Source organism: Enterobacter asburiae (genome assembly GCF_007035645.1).
Lineage (GTDB): Bacteria > Pseudomonadota > Gammaproteobacteria > Enterobacterales > Enterobacteriaceae > Enterobacter > Enterobacter asburiae_B.
In genome coordinates this window covers 4428251-4452024 of the sequence record NZ_AP019632.1, presented here as the reverse complement: position 1 = coordinate 4452024, position 23774 = coordinate 4428251, and the positions used below count along the sequence as shown (strand labels likewise).

General features: G+C 57.3%; 21 protein-coding genes and 4 tRNA genes. 17 read left to right on the top strand and 8 right to left on the bottom strand.

Features of this window, described 5'->3' with window-relative positions; translation table 11 throughout:
• Window positions 1-3 precede the first annotated feature (3 nt).
• The 6 genes from wecG to FOY96_RS21310 all read left to right on the top strand — a co-directional run bounded on the left by wecG (window position 4) and on the right by FOY96_RS21310 (window position 2878).
• Window positions 4-744 (top strand): lipopolysaccharide N-acetylmannosaminouronosyltransferase, encoded by a 741-nt coding sequence (wecG, locus tag FOY96_RS21335; protein WP_143347701.1) that lies wholly within the window; start codon window positions 4-6, stop codon window positions 742-744.
• 197 nt (window positions 745-941) lie between these two features.
• Window positions 942-2327 carry a bifunctional threonine/serine APC transporter ThrP gene (gene thrP / locus FOY96_RS23015; RefSeq protein WP_172620530.1) on the top strand — a complete coding sequence of 462 codons (1386 nt, stop codon included), beginning with the start codon at window positions 942-944 and terminating at the stop codon, window positions 2325-2327.
• A 102-nt stretch (window positions 2328-2429) separates the two neighbouring features.
• Window positions 2430-2506 (top strand) — tRNA-Arg (locus tag FOY96_RS21325).
• A gap of 67 nt (window positions 2507-2573) precedes the next feature.
• A tRNA-His gene (locus FOY96_RS21320) sits at window positions 2574-2649 on the top strand.
• Between the two features lie 21 nt (window positions 2650-2670).
• A tRNA-Leu gene (locus FOY96_RS21315) sits at window positions 2671-2756 on the top strand.
• Between the two features lie 45 nt (window positions 2757-2801).
• Window positions 2802-2878: transfer RNA gene (locus FOY96_RS21310), tRNA-Pro, on the top strand.
• Window positions 2879-3385: 507 nt separating this feature from the next.
• Here the strand turns inward: FOY96_RS21310 and FOY96_RS21305 are convergent.
• The 5 genes from FOY96_RS21305 to hemC all read right to left on the bottom strand — a co-directional run bounded on the left by FOY96_RS21305 (window position 3386) and on the right by hemC (window position 8867).
• The gene (locus FOY96_RS21305) at window positions 3386-4597 is read right to left on the bottom strand and encodes an MFS transporter (RefSeq protein ID WP_143347700.1); all 1212 of its coding nucleotides are present in this window, start codon (window positions 4595-4597) and stop codon (window positions 3386-3388) included.
• Between the two features lie 172 nt (window positions 4598-4769).
• Complete coding sequence (gene hemY, locus FOY96_RS21300) at window positions 4770-5969, bottom strand: protoheme IX biogenesis protein HemY (protein WP_008501551.1); 1200 nt, start codon at window positions 5967-5969, stop codon at window positions 4770-4772.
• A gap of 2 nt (window positions 5970-5971) precedes the next feature.
• The gene (hemX, locus tag FOY96_RS21295) at window positions 5972-7168 is read right to left on the bottom strand and encodes a uroporphyrinogen-III C-methyltransferase (protein ID WP_045357194.1); all 1197 of its coding nucleotides are present in this window, start codon (window positions 7166-7168) and stop codon (window positions 5972-5974) included.
• Window positions 7169-7188: 20 nt separating this feature from the next.
• Window positions 7189-7929 (bottom strand): uroporphyrinogen-III synthase, encoded by a 741-nt coding sequence (gene hemD, locus FOY96_RS21290; RefSeq protein WP_143347699.1) that lies wholly within the window; start codon window positions 7927-7929, stop codon window positions 7189-7191.
• Window positions 7926-8867, bottom strand: coding sequence for a hydroxymethylbilane synthase (gene hemC, locus FOY96_RS21285; protein WP_143347698.1), 942 nt, complete (start codon window positions 8865-8867; stop codon window positions 7926-7928). The genes hemD and hemC overlap by 4 nt, the downstream gene beginning before the upstream one ends.
• A 350-nt stretch (window positions 8868-9217) precedes the next feature.
• Between hemC and cyaA the strand changes: the two genes are divergently transcribed.
• A complete protein-coding gene (cyaA, locus tag FOY96_RS21280) occupies window positions 9218-11761 on the top strand; it encodes a class I adenylate cyclase (RefSeq protein WP_023309629.1) in 2544 nt (847 codons plus the stop codon).
• A 95-nt stretch (window positions 11762-11856) separates the two neighbouring features.
• Here cyaA and cyaY read toward each other — a convergent pair whose 3' ends face one another.
• The gene (cyaY, locus tag FOY96_RS21275; protein ID WP_023333807.1) at window positions 11857-12177 is read right to left on the bottom strand and encodes an iron donor protein CyaY; all 321 of its coding nucleotides are present in this window, start codon (window positions 12175-12177) and stop codon (window positions 11857-11859) included.
• Between the two features lie 135 nt (window positions 12178-12312).
• Between cyaY and lptM the strand changes: the two genes are divergently transcribed.
• The 8 genes from lptM (at window position 12313) to corA (ending at window position 19273) form a co-directional block, all read left to right on the top strand.
• Window positions 12313-12516 (top strand): LPS translocon maturation chaperone LptM, encoded by a 204-nt coding sequence (gene lptM / locus FOY96_RS21270; RefSeq protein ID WP_014885650.1) that lies wholly within the window; start codon window positions 12313-12315, stop codon window positions 12514-12516.
• A 35-nt stretch (window positions 12517-12551) separates the two neighbouring features.
• Complete coding sequence (dapF, locus tag FOY96_RS21265) at window positions 12552-13376, top strand: diaminopimelate epimerase (protein WP_008501545.1); 825 nt, start codon at window positions 12552-12554, stop codon at window positions 13374-13376.
• Complete coding sequence (locus FOY96_RS21260; RefSeq protein ID WP_023309626.1) at window positions 13373-14080, top strand: DUF484 domain-containing protein; 708 nt, start codon at window positions 13373-13375, stop codon at window positions 14078-14080. Before dapF ends, FOY96_RS21260 begins: the two co-directional genes overlap by 4 nt.
• Entirely contained in the window at window positions 14077-14979 is a 903-nt protein-coding gene (gene xerC, locus FOY96_RS21255; protein ID WP_064673086.1) for a tyrosine recombinase XerC, read from the top strand. Before FOY96_RS21260 ends, xerC begins: the two co-directional genes overlap by 4 nt.
• Window positions 14979-15695, top strand: coding sequence for a 5-amino-6-(5-phospho-D-ribitylamino)uracil phosphatase YigB (gene yigB, locus FOY96_RS21250; protein WP_033146900.1), 717 nt, complete (start codon window positions 14979-14981; stop codon window positions 15693-15695). Before xerC ends, yigB begins: the two co-directional genes overlap by 1 nt.
• Before the next feature lie 107 nt (window positions 15696-15802).
• Entirely contained in the window at window positions 15803-17965 is a 2163-nt protein-coding gene (gene uvrD / locus FOY96_RS21245) for a DNA helicase II (RefSeq protein WP_033146899.1), read from the top strand.
• A 149-nt stretch (window positions 17966-18114) separates the two neighbouring features.
• Window positions 18115-18171: a YsgD/CorL family protein gene (ysgD, locus tag FOY96_RS23185; RefSeq protein WP_212743980.1), complete on the top strand. Its 57-nt coding sequence runs from the start codon at window positions 18115-18117 to the stop codon at window positions 18169-18171.
• A 151-nt stretch (window positions 18172-18322) separates the two neighbouring features.
• A complete protein-coding gene (gene corA / locus FOY96_RS21240) occupies window positions 18323-19273 on the top strand; it encodes a magnesium/cobalt transporter CorA (protein ID WP_008501540.1) in 951 nt (316 codons plus the stop codon).
• Window positions 19274-19356: 83 nt separating this feature from the next.
• On the opposite strand, the gene rarD is transcribed toward corA, so the two are convergent.
• Together rarD and yigI are read right to left on the bottom strand one after the other, a co-directional pair.
• The gene (gene rarD / locus FOY96_RS21235; protein WP_023309622.1) at window positions 19357-20253 is read right to left on the bottom strand and encodes an EamA family transporter RarD; all 897 of its coding nucleotides are present in this window, start codon (window positions 20251-20253) and stop codon (window positions 19357-19359) included.
• Between the two features lie 51 nt (window positions 20254-20304).
• The gene (gene yigI / locus FOY96_RS21230; protein WP_008501538.1) at window positions 20305-20772 is read right to left on the bottom strand and encodes an acyl-CoA thioesterase YigI; all 468 of its coding nucleotides are present in this window, start codon (window positions 20770-20772) and stop codon (window positions 20305-20307) included.
• A 163-nt stretch (window positions 20773-20935) separates the two neighbouring features.
• Here yigI and pldA point away from each other — a divergent pair, with 163 nt between their 5' ends.
• Together pldA and recQ are read left to right on the top strand one after the other, a co-directional pair.
• Window positions 20936-21805, top strand: coding sequence for a phospholipase A (pldA, locus tag FOY96_RS21225; protein WP_023333803.1), 870 nt, complete (start codon window positions 20936-20938; stop codon window positions 21803-21805).
• A 90-nt stretch (window positions 21806-21895) separates the two neighbouring features.
• Window positions 21896-23725, top strand: a complete 1830-nt coding sequence (recQ, locus tag FOY96_RS21220) for an ATP-dependent DNA helicase RecQ (RefSeq protein ID WP_029741834.1) — start codon at window positions 21896-21898, stop codon at window positions 23723-23725.
• Window positions 23726-23774: the final 49 nt, after the last annotated feature.

Below are 23774 nucleotides of genomic sequence, written 5' to 3'. Positions count from 1 at the left end.
GTAATGACTGATAAAATTTCTGCACCGCGCTACGCGCTACGTGGCCTGCAGCTTATTGGCTGGCGCGACATGCAGCACGCGCTGGACTTTCTGTTCGCCGACGGCCAGATGAAATCCGGTACGCTGGTGGCCATCAACGCGGAAAAAATGCTGGCGGTTGAGGATAATGCGGAAGTCAAAAGCCTGATTGAAGCGGCTGAATTTAAATACGCGGACGGGATCAGCGTGGTCCGCTCTATCCGTAAAAAGTATCCTGACGCTAATGTATCCCGCGTGGCGGGGGCCGATCTCTGGGAGCAGCTTATGGCCCGGGCAGGTGCGCAGGGTACGCCCGTGTTCCTGATTGGCGGAAAGCCGGAGATACTGGCCCAGACGGAGGAGAAACTGCGTCGTCAATGGAATGTTAATATTGTCGGCAGCCAGGATGGTTACTTCAAACCGGAAGATCGACAGGCTCTGTTTGAGCGCGTTCGTGACAGGGGGGCGAAAATTGTCACCGTGGCGATGGGCTCCCCGCGCCAGGAGATCCTGATGCGCGACTGCCGTCTGGTCTGTCCGGATGCCCTCTACATGGGCGTCGGCGGCACGTACGACGTCTTTACCGGCCACGTTAAGCGTGCGCCAAAGGTCTGGCAAAATCTGGGGCTGGAGTGGCTGTACCGCCTGCTATCGCAACCGACGCGCATTAAACGACAGATCCGTCTGCTTCGCTACCTCGCCTGGCATTACACCGGGAAAATGTAATCAAAATGTAGCGCGATATGCTATTCGCGCTGCAACTCGCCTGCAAAACTGCTGATAATCTGTGCAATGCATTCATTTTTTTAATGCATCGTTTGCCATTTGGCAGATTTTAGGAAACCATTCGCTCCGTATTTTAGTACCCCTAAAAAACAATACCCGGTATTAAGCCGGGAAACAGCAAACACAATCGAGGATCTATGGCAGAGAAACAACCGGAGCTACAGCGTGGGCTGGAAGCTCGTCATATTGAACTGATAGCGCTGGGCGGCACTATCGGCGTAGGCCTGTTTATGGGCTCCGCAAGCACGCTCAAATGGGCAGGCCCTTCCGTATTACTGGCGTATATTATCGCCGGGCTGTTTGTTTTCTTCATTATGCGTTCCATGGGCGAAATGCTCTTCCTGGAGCCGGTAACCGGCTCTTTCGCCGTTTACGCGCATCGCTATATGAGCCCGTTCTTCGGCTACCTGACGGCCTGGTCATACTGGTTTATGTGGATGGCGGTGGGCATCTCAGAGATCACCGCGATAGGGGTCTACGTCCAGTTCTGGTTCCCGGACATGGTCCAGTGGATACCCGCGCTCATTGCCGTGGGGCTGGTGGCGCTGGCAAACCTGGCCGCCGTGCGCCTTTACGGTGAAATTGAGTTCTGGTTCGCAATGATCAAAGTCACCACGATTATCGTGATGATTGTCGTCGGCCTGGGCGTGATTTTCTTCGGCTTTGGCAACGGTGGACACGCTATCGGCTTCGGCAACCTGACCGAAAACGGCGGCTTCTTCGCCGGCGGCTGGAAGGGCTTCCTGACGGCGCTGTGTATCGTTGTGGCCTCGTATCAGGGCGTGGAGCTGATTGGTATTACCGCCGGTGAAGCGAAAAACCCGCAGGTCACGCTGCGTAGCGCGGTGGGCAAAGTGCTGTGGCGTATCCTGATTTTCTATGTGGGCGCGATCTTCGTCATCGTGACCATCTTCCCGTGGAACGAAATTGGCACGACGGGTAGCCCGTTTGTATTAACCTTCGCCAAAATTGGTATCACGGCGGCGGCGGGTATCATCAATTTTGTGGTCCTGACGGCAGCGCTGTCAGGCTGTAACAGCGGGATGTACAGCTGCGGGCGTATGCTCTATGCGCTTTCGAAGAATAACCAGCTGCCTGCGGCGATGAGTAAAGTCTCACGTGCCGGCGTACCGGTGGCGGGTGTGGCGGTCTCCATTGTAATCCTGCTGATTGGCTCTTGCCTGAATTACATCATTCCTAACCCGCAGCGCGTGTTCGTTTACGTCTACAGCGCCAGCGTACTGCCGGGCATGGTGCCGTGGTTTGTTATCCTCATCAGCCAGCTGCGTTTCCGTCATGCGCATAAAAAAGCGATTGAAAGCCATCCGTTCCGCTCAATTCTGTTCCCCTATGCGAACTATTTGACGATGGCGTTCCTGATTTGCGTATTAATCGGCATGTACTTTAATGAAGATACCCGCATGTCGCTGTTTGTCGGGATGATCTTCCTGGCGGCTGTAACGGCTGCATATAAGCTTTTTCGCCTGGGTCGCCGCGGCACCACGCAGAAAGTGGAGGAATAAGCGGCAAAATGTGCAAACCATAACCAAACGCGCATTTTTTTCAAAAAAGCACTAGACAGCGGGGACGGAGGTACGTAATATCCAGCCCCGCAACGGCGCTAAGCGCCCGTAGCTCAGCTGGATAGAGCGCTGCCCTCCGGAGGCAGAGGTCTCAGGTTCGAATCCTGTCGGGCGCGCCATTTTAGTCCCGGCGCTAGAGCTGCGGTGGTCTGAGAAGTAGTCAGTACCGCGTGAAAGAATACAGTGGTGGCTATAGCTCAGTTGGTAGAGCCCTGGATTGTGATTCCAGTTGTCGTGGGTTCGAATCCCATTAGCCACCCCATTTTTGAAAGAGTTGTGAATTGCGAAGGTGGCGGAATTGGTAGACGCGCTAGCTTCAGGTGTTAGTGTCCTTTGGATGTGGGGGTTCGAGTCCCCCCCCTCGCACCACGACTTTTTAAATGAATTGAACTAAAAATTCAAAAAGCAGTACATCGGCGAGTAGCGCAGCTTGGTAGCGCAACTGGTTTGGGACCAGTGGGTCGGAGGTTCGAATCCTCTCTCGCCGACCAATTTTGAACCCCGCTTCGGCGGGGTTTTTTGTTTTCTGCGAGCTCTCATTCCTGTAGTCATGCCCCGACAGCGCCCTTTTTCTTTGTCGCAATCCAGCGACATGCAAATCATTGAAAATTAAACAAATAATTATTTATGGGTTTTGCTGTCTCCTCCTGGCGACATATTCCCGCCTTTTCCCGATACGTTGTAGAGCCTAAGACGGCGCCAGGCAGCATAATTTCCTTTTATCTTAAAATGTTGCGTCATGTAAAAGTTCTGGGTGTCATGTTGGCACGTTACGTGCAATAATATGCGTGTAGATGCTCATTCCATCTCTTATGTTCGCCTTAGTGCCTCATAAACTCAGGAATGACGCAGAGCCATTTACGGTGCTTATCGTCCACTGACAGATGTCGCTTCGGCCTCATCAGACACCATGGACACAACGTTGAGTGAAGCACCAAATATGTTGTCTTACAGACCTGTTTTAACGCCTGCTTTTATAGCAGGCGTTTTTTTATGCCTTATTCCCGATACAGGCGCATGATCAGGGCAACCATCAGCAGGGCCGATACAGAGACAGCATAGAGCGCCTGTACGGAGCCAAACCCTGAAGCTACCGCCGCTGCAATGCCGGTGAAAAGAGAGGCGCTGAGCGTTTGCCAGCGCCAGGCTTTACCGCTGGCCGAAGCGGTTTGCGTGAGAGGAAAACTACTAAGTACCCCAAACGTGCCCGCTGCGAAGAGAACATTCGAGGCCAGATGCGCGATAAAGATCATCCCCAGCGCGCATACCGTCCACCCGGACAAAAACGGCAGCATGCCATAAGCGGTCAGAAAGATGCTCAGGCAAACGATTATTCGCGGCGTGTGGGCCGCAATGCGCATCAGGCTCTCTTTTTTTAGCAGCAGGGGGCCACAAAGCTGCCCCAGACTCCTCGCGAAAAGCAGAGGCAAAGCAAGGCCCGCCGCATCCTGAGGACTAAGCTGCTGGGCCAGTGCCGGAAGAAGCGCCATCGCCGGTGAGCCGACGGCAGCCAGCGCCGGCAGGATGAGCAGGCTGCGTTTTTGCCGAACGGTCAACGCCTGCCAGCGTAATGTTGCAGAAACTCCCCTTTCCATAGCGGTGGGATGTGGTGCCGGATAAAACCGGCGCCCAGCCAGCCATAGTAGTACTAATGAGCCCAGAAAGCTGGCGGCATCAATAGCCAGCAGGGTAAACACGGATGTCTTCTGAAACAGCACCATGCCCAGGCCGGTCCCTAACAACACCTGAGAAGCAAAAATCACATTTTCCAGACAGGTTGCAGCGGGCAGCTCCGCTTCGCTGAGACCGCGCTTAAAGAGCAATGTCAGCGCGGGCCAGCTCATCCCGCTGAGCAGGGCTTCGGTGGATTGCACGGCGAGCAATGCGGCAACGCTGTGGTAACCCACACCAAGCAGGGGAAAGAGCAGGGCGAGCAGGCCCAGCCCCTCGGTCAGTATCAGCAGGGATATCGGCGAAAAGCGTGAGCATAGCTTTTCGCCGAAGATACTGCCGATGAACCCTGGTACCGTAGCGAAAAGAAAAGCGAGAGTGAGCAGAGCGGGCGGGGCTGACCACGCCAGCAGCAAACCGAAGACCACGACCTGGGTTAAGCCATTCCCCAGCGAAGAAAAGATAAAAGCACAGGCAAGCAGGCGCAGCCAGAGGTGGCAACGCAGCGCTTGAATAAGCGCATACAAAAGCGAGTTCATGGAGATTTCCTTTCAAAAACGATTTAGTCCACGCTGCAAAATGTGCGCGTGTGTGAAAAAAGGTTAATGAAAAGACATCGTTACATTGGCGGGTTCGTTTGCGGATGTGGGTGTAAAGAATGTAGCAGGAGAAAGGCGATAAAAAAAGGAGGCCATCAGGCCTCCTTTTTATTTACTGCTGCGTACCGTTATTTTGCAGCGTTAGCAGCAATCCGTCACGCCGCATGGCGGCTGCCTCTTCCGGCTTGTGCTGCTTGTCCAGCGTATCGGCAAGCCACGCGTAGTCAAACGCGTCCGGACGCTGCTTCAGCGCCGCGCGGAAGGCGAGGCTCGCCTCCTGCCATTCTCCGTGCTTCATCAGCGACTGACCGAGCGTGCTCCACAGCAGCGGGCGGTCACCGACGGTTTTAATCTGCTGACGCAGCACTTTTTCGATTTGCTCAGGATTATTGGTTTTCAGGCGCGGGATCACCATCACCAGACGATCGTCATACTGGCGCTTCAGGCCGTCGAGGAGGATCTCCTGAGCCGTGTCATGATCGTCACATTCAATAAGATGTTCCGCCATGGCGACCTGCAGAGGAACCTGCTGGCGCGTCTTACGGCTCTGATTCTTCCACCACGTTTTCAGACCGTCGCTGCCCAGGTCGGCGCGCGCCTGATCCATCAGGCCAATCCATGCCAGACGCTGAAGCTCATCACGATGTTCATCGTCGCCCACCTCGGCCTTCGCCATCGACGGAATGATGTCCAGCAGCGAACCCCAGGCGCCGGTACGAATATACGCCTGCTCGGCAAGACGCAGCACTTCCGGATGACGTGGCGCAACTTCCAGCAGGCGATCGATACCGTGGCGAGCCGCGTGATTTTCATTGCGCGCCAGCTGCAGACGAACGCGCGTGATTTCTACAGGAATCGGGTCGCCATGAGCCAGCTCAGCCGCCCGCTCCAGATGCTGATTGGCGCGGGCTTCGTCACCGCGCTGCTGCGCCGCTTCGGCAGCGAGCAGATAATTCACCACCGGCTGTTCGGCATGGTCGGCGTTTTTCGACATCAGCTTTTCAACCTGCTGATAGTCACCCTCGGCAAGCTTAAGCAGCGCCTGTTCGGTCTGCTTACGGGCGCGGCGGCGTTTGCGGCCAACGAACCAGCCGCGCGTGTGGGCACCGGTGCGGAAAATGCGGCGCAGGATCCACTCGATCGCAAACAGCACTACCACGCCGAGGATCAGAATGATCGTCAGGCCGGTTACGCTGGTTTCAATGTTGTAGTTATCCGTCTGGATCAGGACGTAACCCTGATGGCCCGCAAGCATAGGTCCCAGCACGATCCCGGCGATCAGCAGGATGAAGAGTAAGAGGACTTTAAGCATCATTACTCTCCTTGCGGTGCGCTTTCAGGCGCCGGAGCCGGAGCAGGTGCCGCTCCGCCCGACGGCTCTGCCGGTACGCCCGGCTGCGCCAGCAGGTTACGTACGCGCGTCTGCATCAGTTTCTCCAGAATCGGCTGGCTGGCCAGCTTATCCGGCACGTTCATGGTGATGTTCTGCTGGCTCAGCTTATCAATGTCTTCGAGGAAGGCGGTGGTCGTCGCATCATCGGTGTTGTAGTAGGCGCGTACCCACGTAGAGACGTTATCCAGCGCCTGTTTGTACGTCTCTTCCTGATGACGCGGCACGGCCTGAGCCGCTACCAGCAGGCGGGAACGAATGTTTTCGCGCAGATAGATATCCTGGTTCGGCGCCAGCAGCGGCACGGCGGTTTCGTCGCGACGGCGGATAGTGATGAAGCTGTCCATAAAGTTCTGCCAGCTTTTCTGCAGGTTTATGCGCCATTCGCTCAGGGAGCTGGAAAGCTCGGTACCGTCGGAATCCATCGGGGAGTCGTCGTCGTTATTATCCGCCAGCTGCAGGTTATCAATCTGATTCGACAGCTGGTTCACCTTGAGGATAATGCCGTCGTAATCCACCTGCGAGACGGCGGAGAGGCTGGCGATGTCCTCGGTGATCGCGCGACGCGCGGTGATAAGGCTCGGGTCGTTCATGTCTGCCAGGCTCGCATCGGCGCTTTTCAGCAGCGCGGCGGCAGTGGTGACGTCCTGATCGCTCCAGAGCTTACGTCCGGCGAGCTTCACCAGGAAGTCAGCCTGCGAGAGCAGCCAGGTTTTGGCATCGGTACCGGAAATCGTGGCGACTTTCTGCTGCACGTCGCCCAGCTGTTTAGCCAGCTCTTCCTGTTTGCTGTTCGCCTCGGCAAGCGCGGCGGCCTGCTGCTTAATCACCGTTTCCAGCTCGGTTTTCTGCGTCTCCTGCGCTTTTTGCAGGGCAGTGAGCTGATTCACCAGCGCATCGCTGGTGGACGTCTGATTCGCACCCTGTTGCTTCACCAGGCCGTACAGGCCAACCCCTGCTGCCAGCGCAATGGCAATGGCAATCGCGCTCAGCGCGAGGCTCGTTTTGTTGCTGCCGTTTTTCTTCTCAGCGGTTTTCTCAGTCGTCTCTGGCTGTGGCGTCGTCTCCACAGTCTCCCTGGTCTCTTCAACCACGGCGGAGGATTTGTCGTGTTCCGTCATTATGGCTTCCCATTTGAGAGTTATTGTAATGCGCGCAGCAGCGCATCGTTGTCGGCGTTATCAGCGATCCGAATATCCTGCCAGCCCAGTTCCCGGGCCTGGTTCGCCAGACGCTCACTGACGACCAGAAGCCGACAGCGGAGTAACCAGTTTTCGCGATACCAAAGCGGTATCAGCGACCAAAGCTGTTGTAACATTTCACCGCTGGTGACCACCAGCGTATTAATGCCGCGCGCGTGCCAGCGCATCGCCTCTTCCGCGCCATCGTAGTGTTTTGCACAGCGCTGATAGCACTCAATGAACGTCACGTCTGCACCACGTTCACGCAGCGTTTCGCCCAGCAGTTCGCGGCCACCGTTGCCGCGCAAAATGAGCGCACGCTTTCCGGCAATAGTTTGTAATTCAGGTAATTGTAGCAAGACTTCGCTGATTTTCCGATCTAACGGGTAACGAACGTCCGCGCTGCTTACGGTATGCAGCGCCAGTGCCGTTGTGCGGCCAATCGCGAAATAGCGGGGGGCAAGTGGCCAGGCCAACCCCTGCTGTTGCAGCTGCGCGTGGGCAAATTCCACGGCATGTTGCGACAGCGCAAACAGCAGGTCGCCTTCCTGAAGGGTATTCATCTGGTCGGCGAGCGCGGAGAGCTCCCGACCGGGGGAGAATTCAATGAGCGGAAAACTCCAGGCCACCTGCCCCAGTGTGCGCAGACGGCTCACTAACTGCTCTCCTGCGGGAGAAGGGCGGGTGACAAGAATACTCATGCAGGGGGCTCTCCATTATAAACGTCAGCCAGAATCTCGCGGGCGCCGTTATCCAGCAGCTCTTCCGCCAGCGACACGCCAAGCTCCTCGGCATCTTGCGCTTTACCGCGACGTTCGCCGCGTACCATCTGGGAACCGTCCGGAGCGCCTACCAGCGCGCGCAGCCACAGCTCACCTTCTGTTAATTCAGCATAGCTGCCAATCGGTACCTGACATCCTCCTTCGAGGCGGGTATTCATCGCACGCTCGGCTTTTACGCGGATAGCGGTCTCGTCATGGTTCAGCGGTGCGAGCAGTTCGCGGGTACGCGCATCGTCCAGACGGCACTCGATGCCGACGGCACCCTGGCCCACGGCCGGAAGCGACAGCTCTGGCGGCAACGCCACGCGAATGCGCGACTCCAGCCCCAGACGCTTGAGGCCGGCAACGGCGAGGATAATGGCATCGTAATCGCCGTTATCCAGCTTGCCCAGACGCGTGCCGACGTTACCGCGCAGCGAGCGAATGATCAGGTCAGGACGGCGCTCTGCCAGCTGACACTGACGGCGTAAACTGGACGTGCCAACCACGCTACCCTCCGGCAGCGCGTCGAGGGAGTCATAGTGGTTAGAGACAAACGCATCGCGCGGATCTTCGCGCTCGCAGATGGTCACCAGCCCCAGCCCTTCCGGGAACTCGACGGGCACGTCTTTCATTGAATGTACGGCGATATCGGCGCGGTTCTCAAGCAATGCCAGTTCCAGTTCTTTGACAAACAGGCCTTTGCCGCCCACTTTCGCCAGGGGCGTATCGAGGATCACGTCACCGCGCGTGACCATCGGCACCAGCTCGACGCGCAATCCACTGTGGCAGGCTTCAAGGCGCTGCTTCACATAATGTGCCTGCCAGAGCGCGAGGGGGCTTTGGCGTGTGGCAATTCTCAAAACATTGTCTAACATGCTTGTTACCGTCATTATCAATCGCTAACCATCCTAACATTGTTGACTCTGGGATGGCAGTTTTACGGTTGATGAAGCGTGAGAGGGACAAGGCGGCGTATTCGTCAGCCATAGCCGTATTCAGGAATTTACACGTACAGAACGGTGCTACACTTGTATGTAGCGCATCTTTCTTTACGGTCAACCGGCAAGGTGTTAAATTGATCACGTTTTAGACCATTTTTTCGTCGCTACCGCCAAAAATGATAAGGGCGAAAAAGGGTAACGGTTATCTTTTTGAAATACTGCGGGTCCGCTGTTATTCGTGTTTTGAATAGCTTGCGACACCCGGAAACATCAGGCGATACGTCTTGTACCTCTATATTGAGACTCTGAAACAGAGACTGGATGCCATTAATCAACTGCGTGTGGATCGCGCGCTTGCTGCCATGGGCCCTGCTTTCCAGCAGGTATACAGTCTGCTGCCGACATTATTGCACTATCACCATCCGCTGATGCCTGGCTACCTTGACGGTAACGTTCCCCAGGGCATTTGCCTTTTCACGCCTGATGAAACCCAACAGCATTACCTGAACGAGCTGGAACTCTACCGCGGCATGCCGCCACAGGAGTCTCCAAAAGGTGAACTGCCGATTACCGGCGTTTACTCTATGGGGAGCACCTCATCGGTAGGGCAAAGCTGTTCTTCGGACCTGGACATCTGGGTCTGCCATCAGTCCTGGCTCGATAACGACGAGCGTCAGCTGCTGCAGCGCAAGTGCAGCCTGCTGGAGAGCTGGGCGGCCTCGCTCGGCGTGGAAGTAAGCTTCTTCCTGATTGATGAAAACCGTTTCCGCCATAACGAAAGCGGCAGTCTGGGTGGTGAGGACTGCGGCTCGACTCAGCACATCTTACTGCTGGATGAATTTTACCGTACTGCCGTGCGTCTGGCCGGGAAGCGTATTCTGTGGAATATGGTCCCGTGCGAAGAAGAAGAGCATTACGATGACTACGTCATGTCGCTTTACGCGCAGGGCGTACTGACGCCAAACGAATGGCTGGATCTTGGCGGCCTCAGCTCTCTGTCAGCCGAAGAGTACTTTGGCGCAAGCCTCTGGCAGCTCTATAAGAGTATCGACTCACCGTACAAAGCGGTGCTGAAAACGCTGCTGCTGGAAGCCTATTCCTGGGAATACCCTACGCCGCGCCTGCTGGCGAAAGATATCAAGCAGCGTCTGCACGACGGGGAGATCGTCTCCTTCGGGCTGGACGCCTACTGCATGATGCTGGAGCGCGTGACCGAATACCTGAAAGCTATTGATGACACCACGCGTCTTGACCTGGTGCGTCGATGTTTCTATCTCAAAGTCTGTGAGAAATTGAGCCGCGAGCGCGCCTGCGTGGGCTGGCGTCGTGAAGTGGTCAGTCAGCTAGTGAAAGAGTGGGGATGGGACGAAGCACGTCTGTCCATGCTCGACAACCGGGCCAACTGGAAAATCGATCAGGTGCGTGAAGCGCACAACGAACTGCTCGATGCGATGATGCAAAGCTACCGTAACCTGATCCGCTTTGCGCGCCGTAACAACCTCAGCGTTTCCGCCAGCCCGCAGGACATCGGGGTATTGACCCGTAAGCTGTACGCCGCGTTTGAAGCGCTGCCGGGCAAAGTCACCCTGGTTAACCCGCAGATTTCGCCAGACCTGTCAGAACCGAACCTGACCTTTATCTACGTGCCGCCGGGCCGCGCAAACCGCACCGGGTGGTATCTGTATAACCGTGCGCCAAGCATGGACTCAATCATCAGCCATCAGCCGCTGGAGTATAACCGCTACCTGAACAAGCTGGTGGCCTGGGCCTGGTTTAACGGCCTGCTGACCTCGCGCACGCGCCTGTTTATCAAAGGTAACGAGGTGGTAGATCTCGCTAAGCTGCAGGAGATGGTCGCGGATGTGTCGCACCACTTCCCGCTGCGTCTGCCTGCCCCAACGCCGAAAGCGCTCTACAGCCCGTGCGAAATTCGCCATCTGGCGATTATCGTCAACCTGGAATACGACCCGACGGCGGCCTTCCGCAATCAGGTGGTTCACTTTGACTTCCGCAAGCTGGACGTCTTCAGCTTTGGCGAGCAGCAAAACTGTCTGGTGGGCAGCGTGGATCTGCTGTACCGCAACTCGTGGAACGAAGTGCGTACCCTGCATTTCAACGGCGAGCAGGCGATGATCGAAGCGCTGAAAACGATTCTCGGCAAGATGCACCAGGATGCCGCACCGCCGGACAGCGTTGAGGTGTTCTGCTACAGCCAGCACCTGCGCGGTTTAATTCGTACCCGCGTGCAGCAGCTGGTTTCTGAGTGTATCGAACTGCGTCTGTCCAGCACCCGTCAGGAAACCGGACGCTTTAAAGCGCTGCGCGTTTCCGGTCAGACCTGGGGCCTGTTCTTCGAACGCCTGAACGTGTCGGTACAGAAGCTGGAAAACGCCATCGAGTTCTACGGCGCGATTTCACACAACAAGCTGCATGGCCTGTCGGTGCAGGTGGAAACCAACCACGTTAAGCTGCCGCAGGTGGTGGACGGATTCGCCAGCGAAGGGATTATTCAGTTCTTCTTTGAAGAGTCGGGCGACGATGCCGGGTTCAACATCTACATTCTGGATGAAACCAACCGCGCCGAGGTGTATCACCACTGTGAAGGCAGTAAAGAGGAGCTGGTGCGCGACGTCAGCCGCTTCTACTCCTCTTCGCATGACCGTTTCACCTACGGCTCAAGCTTTATCAACTTTAACCTGCCGCAGTTCTACCAGATTGTGAACGTCGACGGACGTACGCAGGTGATCCCGTTCCGTACCCAGGCCGTAACGCCTGCCGCGCCTGCCAATCAGGACACCGCGCCGCTGTTGCAGCAGTATTTCTCCTGAGCCTTTTCGCTCGCCCGGTGGCGGCTACGCCTTACCGGGCCTACAACAGCTCGAACCCGTAGGCCGGGTAAGCGCAGCGCCACCCGGCAACAAAACTACCTGAAACTCACAGCCTCACCCGCCTGCGCGGTCGCCGCCTGTTCCAGCAGATCCCAGAACGGTACGCCGCTACGGTCGCAAACCCATTCCCCGTCCTTCAGATCGAAATGATAGCCGCCCTGTTTCGCGGCCAGCCACACCTGGTGAAGCGGCTCCTGGCGGTTAATAATAATTTTGCTGCCATTTTCGAAGCTCAGGGTCAGAATGCCGCCGTTGATTTCACAATCGATATCGCTGTCGCCATCCCAGTCGTCAAGACGCTCTTCGATGGTCATCCACAGGTTGTCGGCAAGGCGATGGAATTCACTGTCGTTCATGGTTTTGTTCCTGTTTTTCGTGATGCCGGCAGTATAACCCTAAATAATTCCCGTTGCAGGAAAGCGGCAAACTCTTGCTTTTGTGTCTTCTCCTGCGATGATAGAAACAGATTTGAACTTACGGGCAACTTTATAATGAAAAACGCTTTCCGAACGCTTGCCGTTCTCATCACGCTGTTTAGCCTGACTGGCTGCGGACTGAAGGGACCACTGTACTTCCCACCTGCGGATAAAACCGCGCCGCCGCCGACGAAACCCGTGCAAAGCGGCATTGAGTCCACCACGCCAAATACTAACGATCGTGGCGACAACGGTGGCCCGACTCAGGTTAATCTCTGACGACAACGTTCTGTACCCGCGCAATGGAGCAAATGATGCAGTTCTCTAAAATGCATGGCCTTGGCAATGATTTTATGGTCGTCGACGCGGTAACGCAGAATGTGTTTTTCTCCCCGGAACTGATCCGTCGCCTGGCGGATCGGCATCTGGGCGTGGGGTTCGATCAGCTGCTGGTGGTCGAGCCACCGTACGATCCCGACCTCGATTTCCACTACCGTATTTTTAACGCGGACGGCAGCGAAGTTAACCAGTGCGGCAACGGCGCGCGCTGTTTTGCCCGCTTTGTCCGCCTGAAAGGGCTGACCAACAAGCGTGATATTCGCGTCAGCACGGCCAATGGCCGCATGGTGCTCAGCGTCACCGATGATGAGCTGGTGCGCGTGAACATGGGCGAGCCTAACTTCGAGCCCTCCGTCGTGCCGTTTCGCGCAAACAAAGCGGAAAAGACCTATATTATGCGTGCGGCCGAGCAGACAGTATTGTGCGGCGTCGTCTCAATGGGTAACCCACACTGCGTGATTCAGGTTGATGATGTGGAAACCGCCGCGGTCGAAACGCTCGGCCCGGTGCTGGAAAGCCATGAACGTTTCCCGGAGCGCGCGAACATCGGCTTTATGCAGGTGGTGAAGCGCGAGCACATTCGCCTGCGGGTTTACGAGCGCGGCGCGGGCGAGACTCAGGCCTGCGGAAGCGGTGCCTGTGCAGCGGTGGCCGTGGGCATCTCCCAGGGGTTACTGGCTGAAGAGGTTCGCGTGGAATTACCGGGCGGTCGGCTTGATATCGCCTGGAAAGGACCGGGTCATCCACTTTATATGACTGGCCCGGCGGCACATGTCTATGACGGGTTTATCCATCTATGAAACAACCAGGGGAAGAACTGCAGGAAACAGTGACGGAACTGGACGACAGAGCTGTTGTTGATTATCTGCTGCGCAATCCTGAGTTTTTTATTCGTAATGCACGCGTCGTCGAAGAGATGCGCGTGCCGCATCCGGTTCGCGGGACCGTGTCGCTGGTCGAATGGCACATGGCGCGCTCGCGCAACCACATCAATCAGCTAGAAGAGAACATGACGCTGCTGATGGAGCAGGCCAGCACCAACGAAAGCCTGTTCTATCGTCTGCTGCATCTGCAGGCGCGTCTGGCGTCGGCGCACAGTCTTGACGAGTTCCTCAGCCGCTTCCACCGCTGGGCTCGCGAGCTGGGGCTGGCGGGCGCAACGATTCGCCTTTTCCCTGACCGCTGGCGCATTGGCGCACCGTCGGGGTTCACCCATCTGGCGCTCAGCCGTCAGGCGTTTGAACCGCTGCGCATTCAGCGTCTGGGCCATGAGCACCACTATCTGGGGCCGCTGAACGGGCCTGAGCTACTGGTGGTGTTACCGGAAGCCAAAGCGATTGGCTCGGTGGCGATGTCGCTGATGGGGCGCGATGGCGATCTGGGAGTCATGTTATTTACCAGCCGCGATGCGCATCACTATGAGCAGGGGCAAGCCACGCACCTGCTGCAGGAGATCGCCCTGATGCTGCCCGAGCTGCTGGAGCGCTGGATTGAGCGCGTATGATGGACGGACTGCTCGCCACTGACGTCTCGCGCTTTCTGCGCTATCTGGGCGTGGAGCGTCAGCTTAGCCCCATTACCCTGCTCAACTACCAGCGTCAGCTTGATGCCATCATGCAGATCGCCGACGACATCGGCCTGAAAAGCTGGCAACAATGTGACGCTGCGACGGTACGCGGGTTCGTCGTGCGTAGCCGTAAAAAAAATCTCAGCCCGGCGAGCCTGGCGCTCAGGCTCTCAGCGCTGCGCAGTTTCTTCGACTGGCTGGTCAGCCAGGGGGGCTTAAAAGCCAACCCGGCAAAGGGGATCGCCACGCCGAAAGCGCCGCGCCATCTGCCTAAAAATATCGACGTCGACGACGTAAACCGCCTGCTGGATATCGACCTTAACGATCCGCTCGCCGTGCGCGACCGCGCGATGCTGGAGGTGATGTACGGTGCCGGGCTGCGTCTGTCCGAGCTGGTTAATCTTGATATCAAACACCTCGATCTGGAATCCGGTGAAGTGTGGGTGATGGGCAAGGGCAGCAAAGAGCGCCGCCTGCCGATTGGCCGCAATGCGGTTTCCTGGATTGAGCACTGGCTTGACCTGCGCGGGCTGTTTGGCAGCGAAGAGGATGCGCTGTTCCTGTCGAAGCTCGGCAAACGGATCTCGGCGCGTAACGTCCAGAAGCGCTTTGCGGAGTGGGGCATTAAGCAGGGGCTGAACAGCCACGTTCACCCGCACAAGCTGCGCCACTCCTTTGCGACACACATGCTTGAGTCGAGCGGCGATCTGCGCGGCGTGCAGGAACTGCTTGGCCACGCGAACCTGTCGACCACACAAATTTATACCCACTTAGACTTCCAACACCTTGCCTCGGTGTATGACGCGGCGCATCCACGCGCCAAACGGGGGAAATAATGCGTTTTTACCGCCCACTCGGTCAGATCTCAGCTCTGACGTTTGACCTTGATGACACCCTTTATGACAACCGCGAGGTGATCCTGCGTACCGAGCAGGAGTCGCTGGCGTTTGTGCAGAACTACCACCCCGCGCTGAAAGCGATACAGAACAAGGACTTTCAGAAGCTCCGTCAGTCCCTGCGGGAAACCGAGCCGGACATTTACCACGACGTGACCGAATGGCGTCGTCGTGCGGTCGAGCAGGCGATGCTCAATGCTGGCCTGAGCGCGCAGGACGCGGCCATCGGTGCCGAAGCGGCCATGGAAAACTTTGCCAAATGGCGCAGCCGTATCGACGTGCCGCAGGAGACCCACGACACGCTGGCGAAGCTTGCCGAAAAGTGGCCGCTGGTGGCCATCACCAACGGCAATGCCCAGCCCGAGCTGTTTGGCCTCAGCGATTACTTTGAATTTGTGCTGCGCGCGGGCCCGCACGGGCGCGCGAAGCCGTTTAATGATATGTACCATCTGGCGGCGGATAAGCTTAACCTGCCGCTGGGTAACATTCTGCACGTGGGGGATGACCTGACCACAGACGTGGCCGGTGCTATTCGCTGCGGGATGCAGGCCTGCTGGATCAAGCCGGAAAATGCGGAGCTGATGACCGCAACCGACAGCCGTCTTCTGCCGCACGTGGAAATTTCACGGTTGGCATCCCTCACGACGCTGATATAATCACCAGTAATATTGTATAAATTACCAGGGGTTTGCAGTTGTAGGCCCGGTAAGCGAAGCGCCACCGGGCGCTTTGCTGTGTTCCTGAATACTATGTGACGGTGCCAATGGACGTTTCTTACCTGCTCGACAGCCTTAATGACAAACAGCGTGATGCGGTTGCCGCCTCGCGCACCAACATGCTGGTGCTGGCTGGGGCGGGCAGTGGTAAGACGCGCGTGCTGGTTCACCGTATCGCCTGGCTGCAGAGCGTGGAGAACTGCTCCCCGTACTCCATCATGGCGGTGACGTTTACCAACAAGGCGGCGGCAGAGATGCGCCACCGTATCGCTCAGCTGATGGGCACCAGCCAGGGCGGCATGTGGGTTGGCACCTTCCACGGCCTGGCGCACCGCCTGCTGCGCGCGCACCATATGGACGCCAACCTGCCGCAGGATTTCCAGATCCTCGACAGCGAAGACCAGCTCCGCTTGCTGAAGCGCCTGATCAAGGCGATGAACCTCGACGAGAAGCAGTGGCCGCCGCGTCAGGCAATGTGGTACATCAACGGCCAGAAGGACGAAGGGCTGCGCCCGCACCACATTCAGAGCTTCGGCAACCCGGTCGAGCAGACCTGGCAGAACGTCTACAAGGCCTATCAGGAAGCGTGCGATCGCGCCGGCCTGGTGGATTTCGCCGAGCTGCTGCTGCGCGCCCACGAGCTGTGGCTCAACAAGCCGCACATCCTGCAGCACTACCGCGAACGCTTCACCAATATCCTGGTGGACGAATTCCAGGATACCAACAACATCCAGTACGCGTGGATCCGCCTGCTGGCCGGTGATACCGGCAAGGTGATGATCGTGGGCGACGATGACCAGTCGATCTACGGCTGGCGCGGGGCGCAGGTGGAGAATATCCAGCGCTTCCTCAACGATTTCCCCGGCGCGGAAACCATCCGTCTGGAGCAGAACTACCGTTCAACCAGCAACATCCTGAGCGCGGCCAACGCCCTCATTGAGAACAACAACGGGCGTCTGGGTAAAAAGCTGTGGACCGATGGCGTCGACGGCGAACCGATTTCGATTTACTGCGCCTTCAACGAGCTCGACGAAGCCCGCTTCGTGGTGAACCGCATCAAAACCTGGCAGGACAACGGCGGCGCGCTGGAGCAGTGCGCCATTCTCTACCGCAGCAACGCCCAGTCGCGCGTGCTGGAAGAGGCGCTGCTGCAGGTGAGCATGCCGTACCGCATTTATGGCGGCATGCGCTTCTTCGAGCGCCAGGAAATCAAAGATGCGCTGTCGTATCTGCGCCTCATTGCGAACCGCAACGACGACGCGGCGTTTGAACGCGTGGTCAATACGCCGACCCGCGGGATTGGCGACCGCACGCTGGACGTTGTGCGTCAGGCCTCGCGCGATCGCCAGCTGACGCTGTGGCAGGCGTGCCGCGAGCTGCTGCAGGAAAAAGCGCTCGCCGGACGTGCCGCCAGCGCATTACAGCGCTTCCTTGAGCTGATTGACGCTCTGGCGCAGGAAACCGCCGACATGCCGCTGCACGTGCAGACCGACCGGGTGATTAAAGACTCCGGCCTGCGAACCATGTACGAGCAGGAGAAAGGCGAGAAGGGCCAGACCCGTATTGAGAACTTAGAGGAACTGGTCACGGCAACGCGCCAGTTCAGCTACAACGAAGAAGACGAAGATCTGATGCCGCTGCAGGCGTTCCTCTCCCACGCCGCGCTGGAAGCGGGTGAAGGGCAGGCGGACACCTGGCAGGATGCGGTTCAGCTGATGACCCTGCACTCCGCCAAAGGTCTGGAGTTCCCGCAGGTGTTTATTGTCGGGATGGAAGAGGGGATGTTCCCGAGCCAGATGTCGCTGGATGAAGGCGGACGTCTGGAAGAGGAGCGTCGTCTGGCCTACGTGGGCGTGACGCGCGCGATGCAAAAGCTGACGCTAACCTACGCCGAAACCCGCCGTCTGTACGGCAAAGAGGTTTATCACCGTCCGTCGCGCTTTATCGGCGAACTGCCGGAGGAGTGCGTGGAAGAGGTGCGTCTGCGGGCGAGCATCAGCCGTCCGGTCAGCCATCAGCGCATGGGCTCGCCGATTGCGGAAACCGACACCGGCTACAAGCTGGGCCAGCGCGTGCGCCATTCGAAGTTTGGCGAAGGCACTATTGTGAATCTGGAAGGCAGCGGCGAGCACAGCCGCCTGCAGGTGGCGTTCCAGGGGCAGGGGATCAAATGGCTGGTGGCGGCCTATGCGAAGCTGGAAACAGTCTAACATTCAGAAAAATATCATTATTTTGTAATAATCTGCTAGCCTTATACAGCGAAGGTCAATTAATGCCCTTCAGCGTTCCGTTGCGTGTTGACGCCACAGTTATAGCTGGCGTAACATGCGCGCACGATTACGCTAAGAGGACATTCGCCTTGGACACACCCAGTAGATACTGGCTCAATTCCCTGTCATCCAGGAACAACTCCTAAGGCTATCTCCTCTTGCTGATGGCCTTAGTGGTTGTCAGCGACCTGCATTATTCCCGTCGCGCTGAGTCAGGCTGTTTAATGGTCTGAAACCCAATTTGTTTCTGTGTGCCCACCGAACTGTCCGATATTTTTTGCATTGGGAGTCCCGGTCATGTTGAGCGCATTTCAACTCGAAAATAACCGACTGACTCGGCTTGAAGCCGAAGAGTCACAGCCCCTCATTGATGCCGTATGGGTGGATCTGGTCGAGCCGGACGACGATGAACGCCTTCGCGTACAATCTGAACTGGGGCAAAGCCTGGCAACCCGCCCGGAACTGGAAGACATCGAAGCATCCGCGCGTTTTTTTGAAGACGAAGACGGTCTGCATATTCACTCCTTCTTCTTCTTTGAAGATGCGGAAGACCACGCGGGTAACTCCACCGTGGCGTTTACCATTCGCGACGGCCGTCTGTTTACCCTGCGCGAGCGCGAGCTGCCGGCATTCCGTCTCTACCGCATGCGCGCCCGCAGCCAGGCAATGGTGGACGGTAACGCTTACGAGCTGCTGCTCGATCTGTTCGAGACCAAAATTGAACAGCTGGCGGACGAAATTGAAAACATCTACAGCGATCTGGAAAAGCTGAGCCGCGTGATCATGGAAGGCCATCAGGGCGATGAGTACGACGAAGCGCTCTCCACGCTGGCGGAGCTGGAAGATATCGGCTGGAAGGTGCGCTTGTGTCTGATGGATACGCAGCGCGCGCTGAACTTCCTGGTGCGCAAGGCGCGTCTGCCGGGCGGTCAGCTGGAGCAGGCGCGTGAGATCTTACGCGATATCGAATCCCTGCTGCCGCACAACGAATCCCTGTTCCAGAAGGTGAACTTCCTGATGCAGGCGGCGATGGGCTTTATCAACATCGAGCAGAACCGCATCATCAAGATCTTCTCGGTGGTGTCCGTGGTGTTCCTGCCGCCGACGCTGGTGGCGTCCAGCTACGGGATGAACTTTGAGTTTATGCCGGAGCTGAAGTGGAGCTTTGGCTACCCGGGGGCGATTATCTTCATGATCCTCGCGGGGCTGGCGCCGTATCTGTACTTTAAGCGCCGGAACTGGCTGTAAAAATCTGGCGGGTGGCGCTTCGCTAACCCGCCCTACGATCGAATTCCCTCTCCCAGTGGGAGAGGGTTAGGGTGAGGGCAACATCACAACCCTTTGCGCACCCTGCGCTGGGTATAAATCGCATCCGCAACAAAGATTGCCAGCGCCACCCAGATAAAGGCGAACGTCACCATCTTATCCGCCCCCGGCACCTCACCGTAGAACACCACCGCCAACAGGAACATCAGCGTCGGGCCAATGTACTGGAAGAAGCCCAGCGTGGAGAGACGCAGACGCGTCGCGGCACCGGTGAAGCACAGCAGTGGAATGGTGGTCACCACGCCCGCCGCCATCAGCATCAGGTTCAGCGACCACGGGTTGCTGCCCATATGGCTGGTGGCGCTGTCGGCGATGCCGAAGAGATAAATCGCCGCCACGGGCAGCAGCCACAGGGTTTCAAACAGCATCCCCGTCTGCGCTTCCACCGCAATCTTCTTACGCACCAGGCCGTAGAATGCAAAGCTGAACGCCAGACCGAGGGCAATAATCGGCAGCGAGCCGAAGGTCCAGAGCTGCACCAGTACGCCGCAGAAGGCCAGAATCACCGCCACCCACTGCATCCGGCGGAAGCGCTCACCGAGGAAAATCATCCCCAGCACGATATTCACCAGCGGGTTAATGAAGTACCCCAGGCTCGCTTCTAGCATGTGATGGTTATTCACCGCCCAGATAAACAGCAGCCAGTTGCCGCCAATCAGCACCGCGGAGAGCGCCAGCAGGAAAATCTTTTTCGGGGTTTGCAGCAGCGTTTTGACGCCCGACCACTGACGGCTGAGGCTCATCAGCGCAATCATAAAGAAGAATGACCAGATAACACGGTGAGTCAGGATCTCATCGGCCGGAACGTAGGCGATAAGCTTGAAATACGCCGGGGCGATACCCCAAATAAAATAAGCGGCAAGGGCGAGTAAAACGCCCTGCCGCGTCTGTTTAGCATCCATCGGGAAAATCCGTTACAAAAAAGTGAATTAATTTTACCCGATTTTGCCGCCTCAACCCACCATATAAGTGGCGGTTGCGCTGGCGATATATACCTGCTCTTCGTTGTGTAATTCAACGCGTGCCACGGCAACTTTATTTCCCGCGCGCAGTAGGCTGCTGGTACAGGTAAAGCGATTTCCGCGCCCCGGGCGAAGATAGTCGACGCGCAAATCAATGGTGCCCATGCGCGCCAGACGCTGGCGGAGTTCGTCTTCGTTGATGGTGTCATGGCGGGTCAGCGTGCTGCCCACGCAGACCAGACCTGCCGCCACGTCCAGCGCGGAGGCAATCACGCCGCCGTGCAAAATACTTTGCGCCCAGTTACCCACCATCATCGGCTGGTTGTTAAAGCTCAGCTGGGCAAAATCTTTCTCGTAACGCTCCAGCTCCAGTCCCAGCGCGCGGTTAAACGGCATATGGTAAACAAAAATCTCGCCCACGAGTTTTAACACTTCTTCGGCGGTAAGCATGGCTGACATGAGGCATCACATCCTTATTGTTAACGAAATGTTGATTTTATGCCTCGGCAACAAGGAATTCCACTTTCAGAAACGAGGATGCAGCAGTTGTCGCAGAAGTCTGTAGAATGTTCGCCACATAACTATTCAGCTAATTTTACTCTTTTGCAGGAGAACACCACCGATGCGGACGTATCTGGCCTGGTTACTGGCGGCGGTTGCGCTGCCCCTCACAGCATATGCGCAGGAAGCAACGATCAAAGAGGTGCATGATAAACCTGCCGTTCACGGTAGCATTATCGCGAACCTTCTTCAGGAGCATGACAATCCGTTCACGCTCTATCCGTATGACACCAACTATGTGATTTACACCCAGACCAGCGATCTTAACAAAGAGGCGATAAGCTCCTATAACTGGTCTGATAATGCGCGTAAAGATGAGGTGAAGTTCCAGCTCAGCCTGGCGTTCCCGTTCTGGCGCGGTATTCTGGGGCCGAACTCGGTGCTCGGGGCGTCTTACACCCAGAAATCCTGGTGGCAGCTCTCTAACAGCGGAGAGTCCTCGCCGTTCCGTGAAACCAACTATGAGCCGCAGCTGTTCCTCGGTTTTGCAACGGATTATGAGTTTGCGGGCTGGACGCTGCGTGACGTCGAAGTGGGCTTTAACCACGATTCCAACGGTCGCTCTGATCCTACCTCGCGCAGTTGGAACCGTGCCTATACGCGTCTGATGGCGCAGAACGGTAACTGGATGGTGGAAGTGAAGCCGTGGTATGTGGTGGGCGAAACCGATGACAACCCGGATATCACCAAATATATGGGCTACTACCAGCTCAAAGTCGGCTATCAGTTGGGTGATGCCGTGCTCAGCGCCAAAGGCCAGTACAACTGGAACACCGGCTACGGCGGTGCGGAAGTGGGCTTAAGCTATCCAATGACGAAGCATGTCCGTATCTATACGCAGGTGTACAGCGGTTACGGCGAGTCGCTTATCGATTACAACTTCAACCAGACCCGCGTCGGCGTGGGCGTGATGCTGAACGATATTCTCTAGGCTGTTCGAATGTTTTTGCGTTAAACGTTGAAGTTTCTCTCTCAGGCGCTGAAAATAGCGCCTGTTTCATTTCTGGCATATGGGGTTAACGTGGCGCAGGCGGAAGTATTGAATCAGGAGTCGCTGGCTAAACAGGTTTTGCATGAAACCTTTGGCTACCAGCAGTTCCGCCCCGGCCAGGAAACCATCATTGAAACGGTGCTGGAAGGTCGTGATTGCCTGGTGGTGATGCCGACCGGTGGCGGCAAGTCCCTCTGTTATCAGGTGCCCGCGCTGGTGCTTAACGGCCTGACGGTCGTGGTATCCCCCCTTATTTCTCTGATGAAAGACCAGGTTGACCAGCTGCTCGCCAACGGCGTGGCGGCGGCCTGTCTCAACTCGACCCAAACCCGGGAGCAGCAGCAAGAGGTGATGGCCGGTTGTCGTACCGGGCAGATCCGCCTGCTGTATATCGCGCCGGAACGCCTGATGCTGGATAACTTCCTCGACCACCTGGCGCACTGGAACCCGGTCCTGCTGGCGGTGGACGAAGCGCACTGTATTTCCCAGTGGGGACACGATTTCCGCCCGGAATACGCGGCCCTCGGCCAGCTGCGTCAGCGCTTCCCCGAGCTGCCGTTTATGGCGCTTACCGCCACGGCGGATGACACCACCCGTCTGGACATCGTTCGTCTGCTCGGGCTGAACGACCCCTATATTCAGGTCAGCAGCTTCGACCGCCCTAACATCCGCTATATGCTGATGGAAAAATTCAAGCCGCTGGATCAGCTCCTGCGCTACGTCCAGGAGCAGCGCGGCAAGTCCGGCATCATCTACTGTAACAGCCGTGCGAAGGTGGAAGACACCGCCGCGCGTCTGCAAAACCGCGGCTTTAGCGCCGCCGCCTATCACGCCGGGTTAGAGAACCACATCCGCGCCGACGTGCAGGAGAAATTCCAGCGCGATGACCTGCAGATCGTGGTCGCAACGGTGGCGTTTGGGATGGGGATCAACAAGCCCAACGTGCGCTTTGTGGTGCACTTCGACATCCCGCGCAATATCGAATCCTACTATCAGGAAACCGGCCGCGCCGGGCGTGACGGTCTGCCTGCGGAAGCGATGCTGTTTTACGATCCGGCCGATATGGCGTGGCTGCGCCGCTGTCTGGAAGAGAAGCCGCAGGGACAGCTGCAGGATATCGAGCGCCACAAGCTCAACGCGATGGGCGCGTTTGCCGAAGCGCAAACCTGCCGTCGTCTGGTTCTGCTCAACTACTTTGGTGAAGGGCGCCAGGAGCCGTGCGGCAACTGCGATATCTGCCTCGATCCGCCAAAGCAGTACGATGGCCTGATGGACGCGCGTAAGGCGCTCTCGACCATTTACCGTGTGAATCAACGCTTCGGAATGGGCTACGTGGTGGAGGTGCTGCGCGGCGCCAATAACCAGCGTATCCGCGATATGGGCCACGACAAGCTGCCGGTCTACGGTATTGGCAAGGAGCAGAGCCACGAGCACTGGGTGAGTATCATTCGCCAGCTGATCCACCTCGGCTTCGCCACGCAGAACATTGCCCAGCACTCCGCCCTGCAGCTGACCGAGGCGGCGCGTCCGGTCCTGCGCGGTGACGTTGAACTCAAGCTCGCCGTGCCGCGCGTCATCGCCCTGAAGCCACGCGTGATGCAGAAATCCTACGGCGGCAACTACGACCGCAAGCTGTTTGCCAAACTGCGCAAGCTGCGTAAGGCCATCGCCGACGAAGAAAACATCCCGCCTTACGTGGTGTTCAACGACGCGACGCTGATCGAGATGGCCGAGCAGATGCCGCTCAGCGCCAGCGAGATGCTCAGCGTCAACGGCGTGGGAACGCGCAAGCTGGAGCGCTTCGGTAAAGAGTTTATGGCGCTCATCCGCTCTCACGCCGACGGTGATGATGAGGAGTAGTCAGCTGGGCGAAAAAGTGCCAGGATGATGACTCACTACATTATTTCCC

What these genes read in the sequence shown, in the direction of transcription:
- hemC (WP_143347698.1), bottom strand. Translation starts at nt 8,867, where the DNA reads ATGTTAGACAATGTTTTGAGAATTGCCACACGCCAAAGCCCCCTCGCG.
- pldA (WP_023333803.1), top strand. Translation starts at nt 20,936, where the DNA reads ATGCGGACGTATCTGGCCTGGTTACTGGCGGCGGTTGCGCTGCCCCTC.
- hemD (WP_143347699.1), bottom strand. Translation starts at nt 7,929, where the DNA reads ATGAGTATTCTTGTCACCCGCCCTTCTCCCGCAGGAGAGCAGTTAGTG.
- rarD (WP_023309622.1), bottom strand. Translation starts at nt 20,253, where the DNA reads ATGGATGCTAAACAGACGCGGCAGGGCGTTTTACTCGCCCTTGCCGCT.
- yigB (WP_033146900.1), top strand. Translation starts at nt 14,979, where the DNA reads ATGCGTTTTTACCGCCCACTCGGTCAGATCTCAGCTCTGACGTTTGAC.
- yigI (WP_008501538.1), bottom strand. Translation starts at nt 20,772, where the DNA reads ATGTCAGCCATGCTTACCGCCGAAGAAGTGTTAAAACTCGTGGGCGAG.
- uvrD (WP_033146899.1), top strand. Translation starts at nt 15,803, where the DNA reads ATGGACGTTTCTTACCTGCTCGACAGCCTTAATGACAAACAGCGTGAT.
- hemY (WP_008501551.1), bottom strand. Translation starts at nt 5,969, where the DNA reads ATGCTTAAAGTCCTCTTACTCTTCATCCTGCTGATCGCCGGGATCGTG.
- xerC (WP_064673086.1), top strand. Translation starts at nt 14,077, where the DNA reads ATGATGGACGGACTGCTCGCCACTGACGTCTCGCGCTTTCTGCGCTAT.
- FOY96_RS21305 (WP_143347700.1), bottom strand. Translation starts at nt 4,597, where the DNA reads ATGAACTCGCTTTTGTATGCGCTTATTCAAGCGCTGCGTTGCCACCTC.
- hemX (WP_045357194.1), bottom strand. Translation starts at nt 7,168, where the DNA reads ATGACGGAACACGACAAATCCTCCGCCGTGGTTGAAGAGACCAGGGAG.
- thrP (WP_172620530.1), top strand. Translation starts at nt 942, where the DNA reads ATGGCAGAGAAACAACCGGAGCTACAGCGTGGGCTGGAAGCTCGTCAT.
- lptM (WP_014885650.1), top strand. Translation starts at nt 12,313, where the DNA reads ATGAAAAACGCTTTCCGAACGCTTGCCGTTCTCATCACGCTGTTTAGC.
- dapF (WP_008501545.1), top strand. Translation starts at nt 12,552, where the DNA reads ATGCAGTTCTCTAAAATGCATGGCCTTGGCAATGATTTTATGGTCGTC.
- FOY96_RS21260 (WP_023309626.1), top strand. Translation starts at nt 13,373, where the DNA reads ATGAAACAACCAGGGGAAGAACTGCAGGAAACAGTGACGGAACTGGAC.
- cyaY (WP_023333807.1), bottom strand. Translation starts at nt 12,177, where the DNA reads ATGAACGACAGTGAATTCCATCGCCTTGCCGACAACCTGTGGATGACC.
- corA (WP_008501540.1), top strand. Translation starts at nt 18,323, where the DNA reads ATGTTGAGCGCATTTCAACTCGAAAATAACCGACTGACTCGGCTTGAA.
- wecG (WP_143347701.1), top strand. Translation starts at nt 4, where the DNA reads ATGACTGATAAAATTTCTGCACCGCGCTACGCGCTACGTGGCCTGCAG.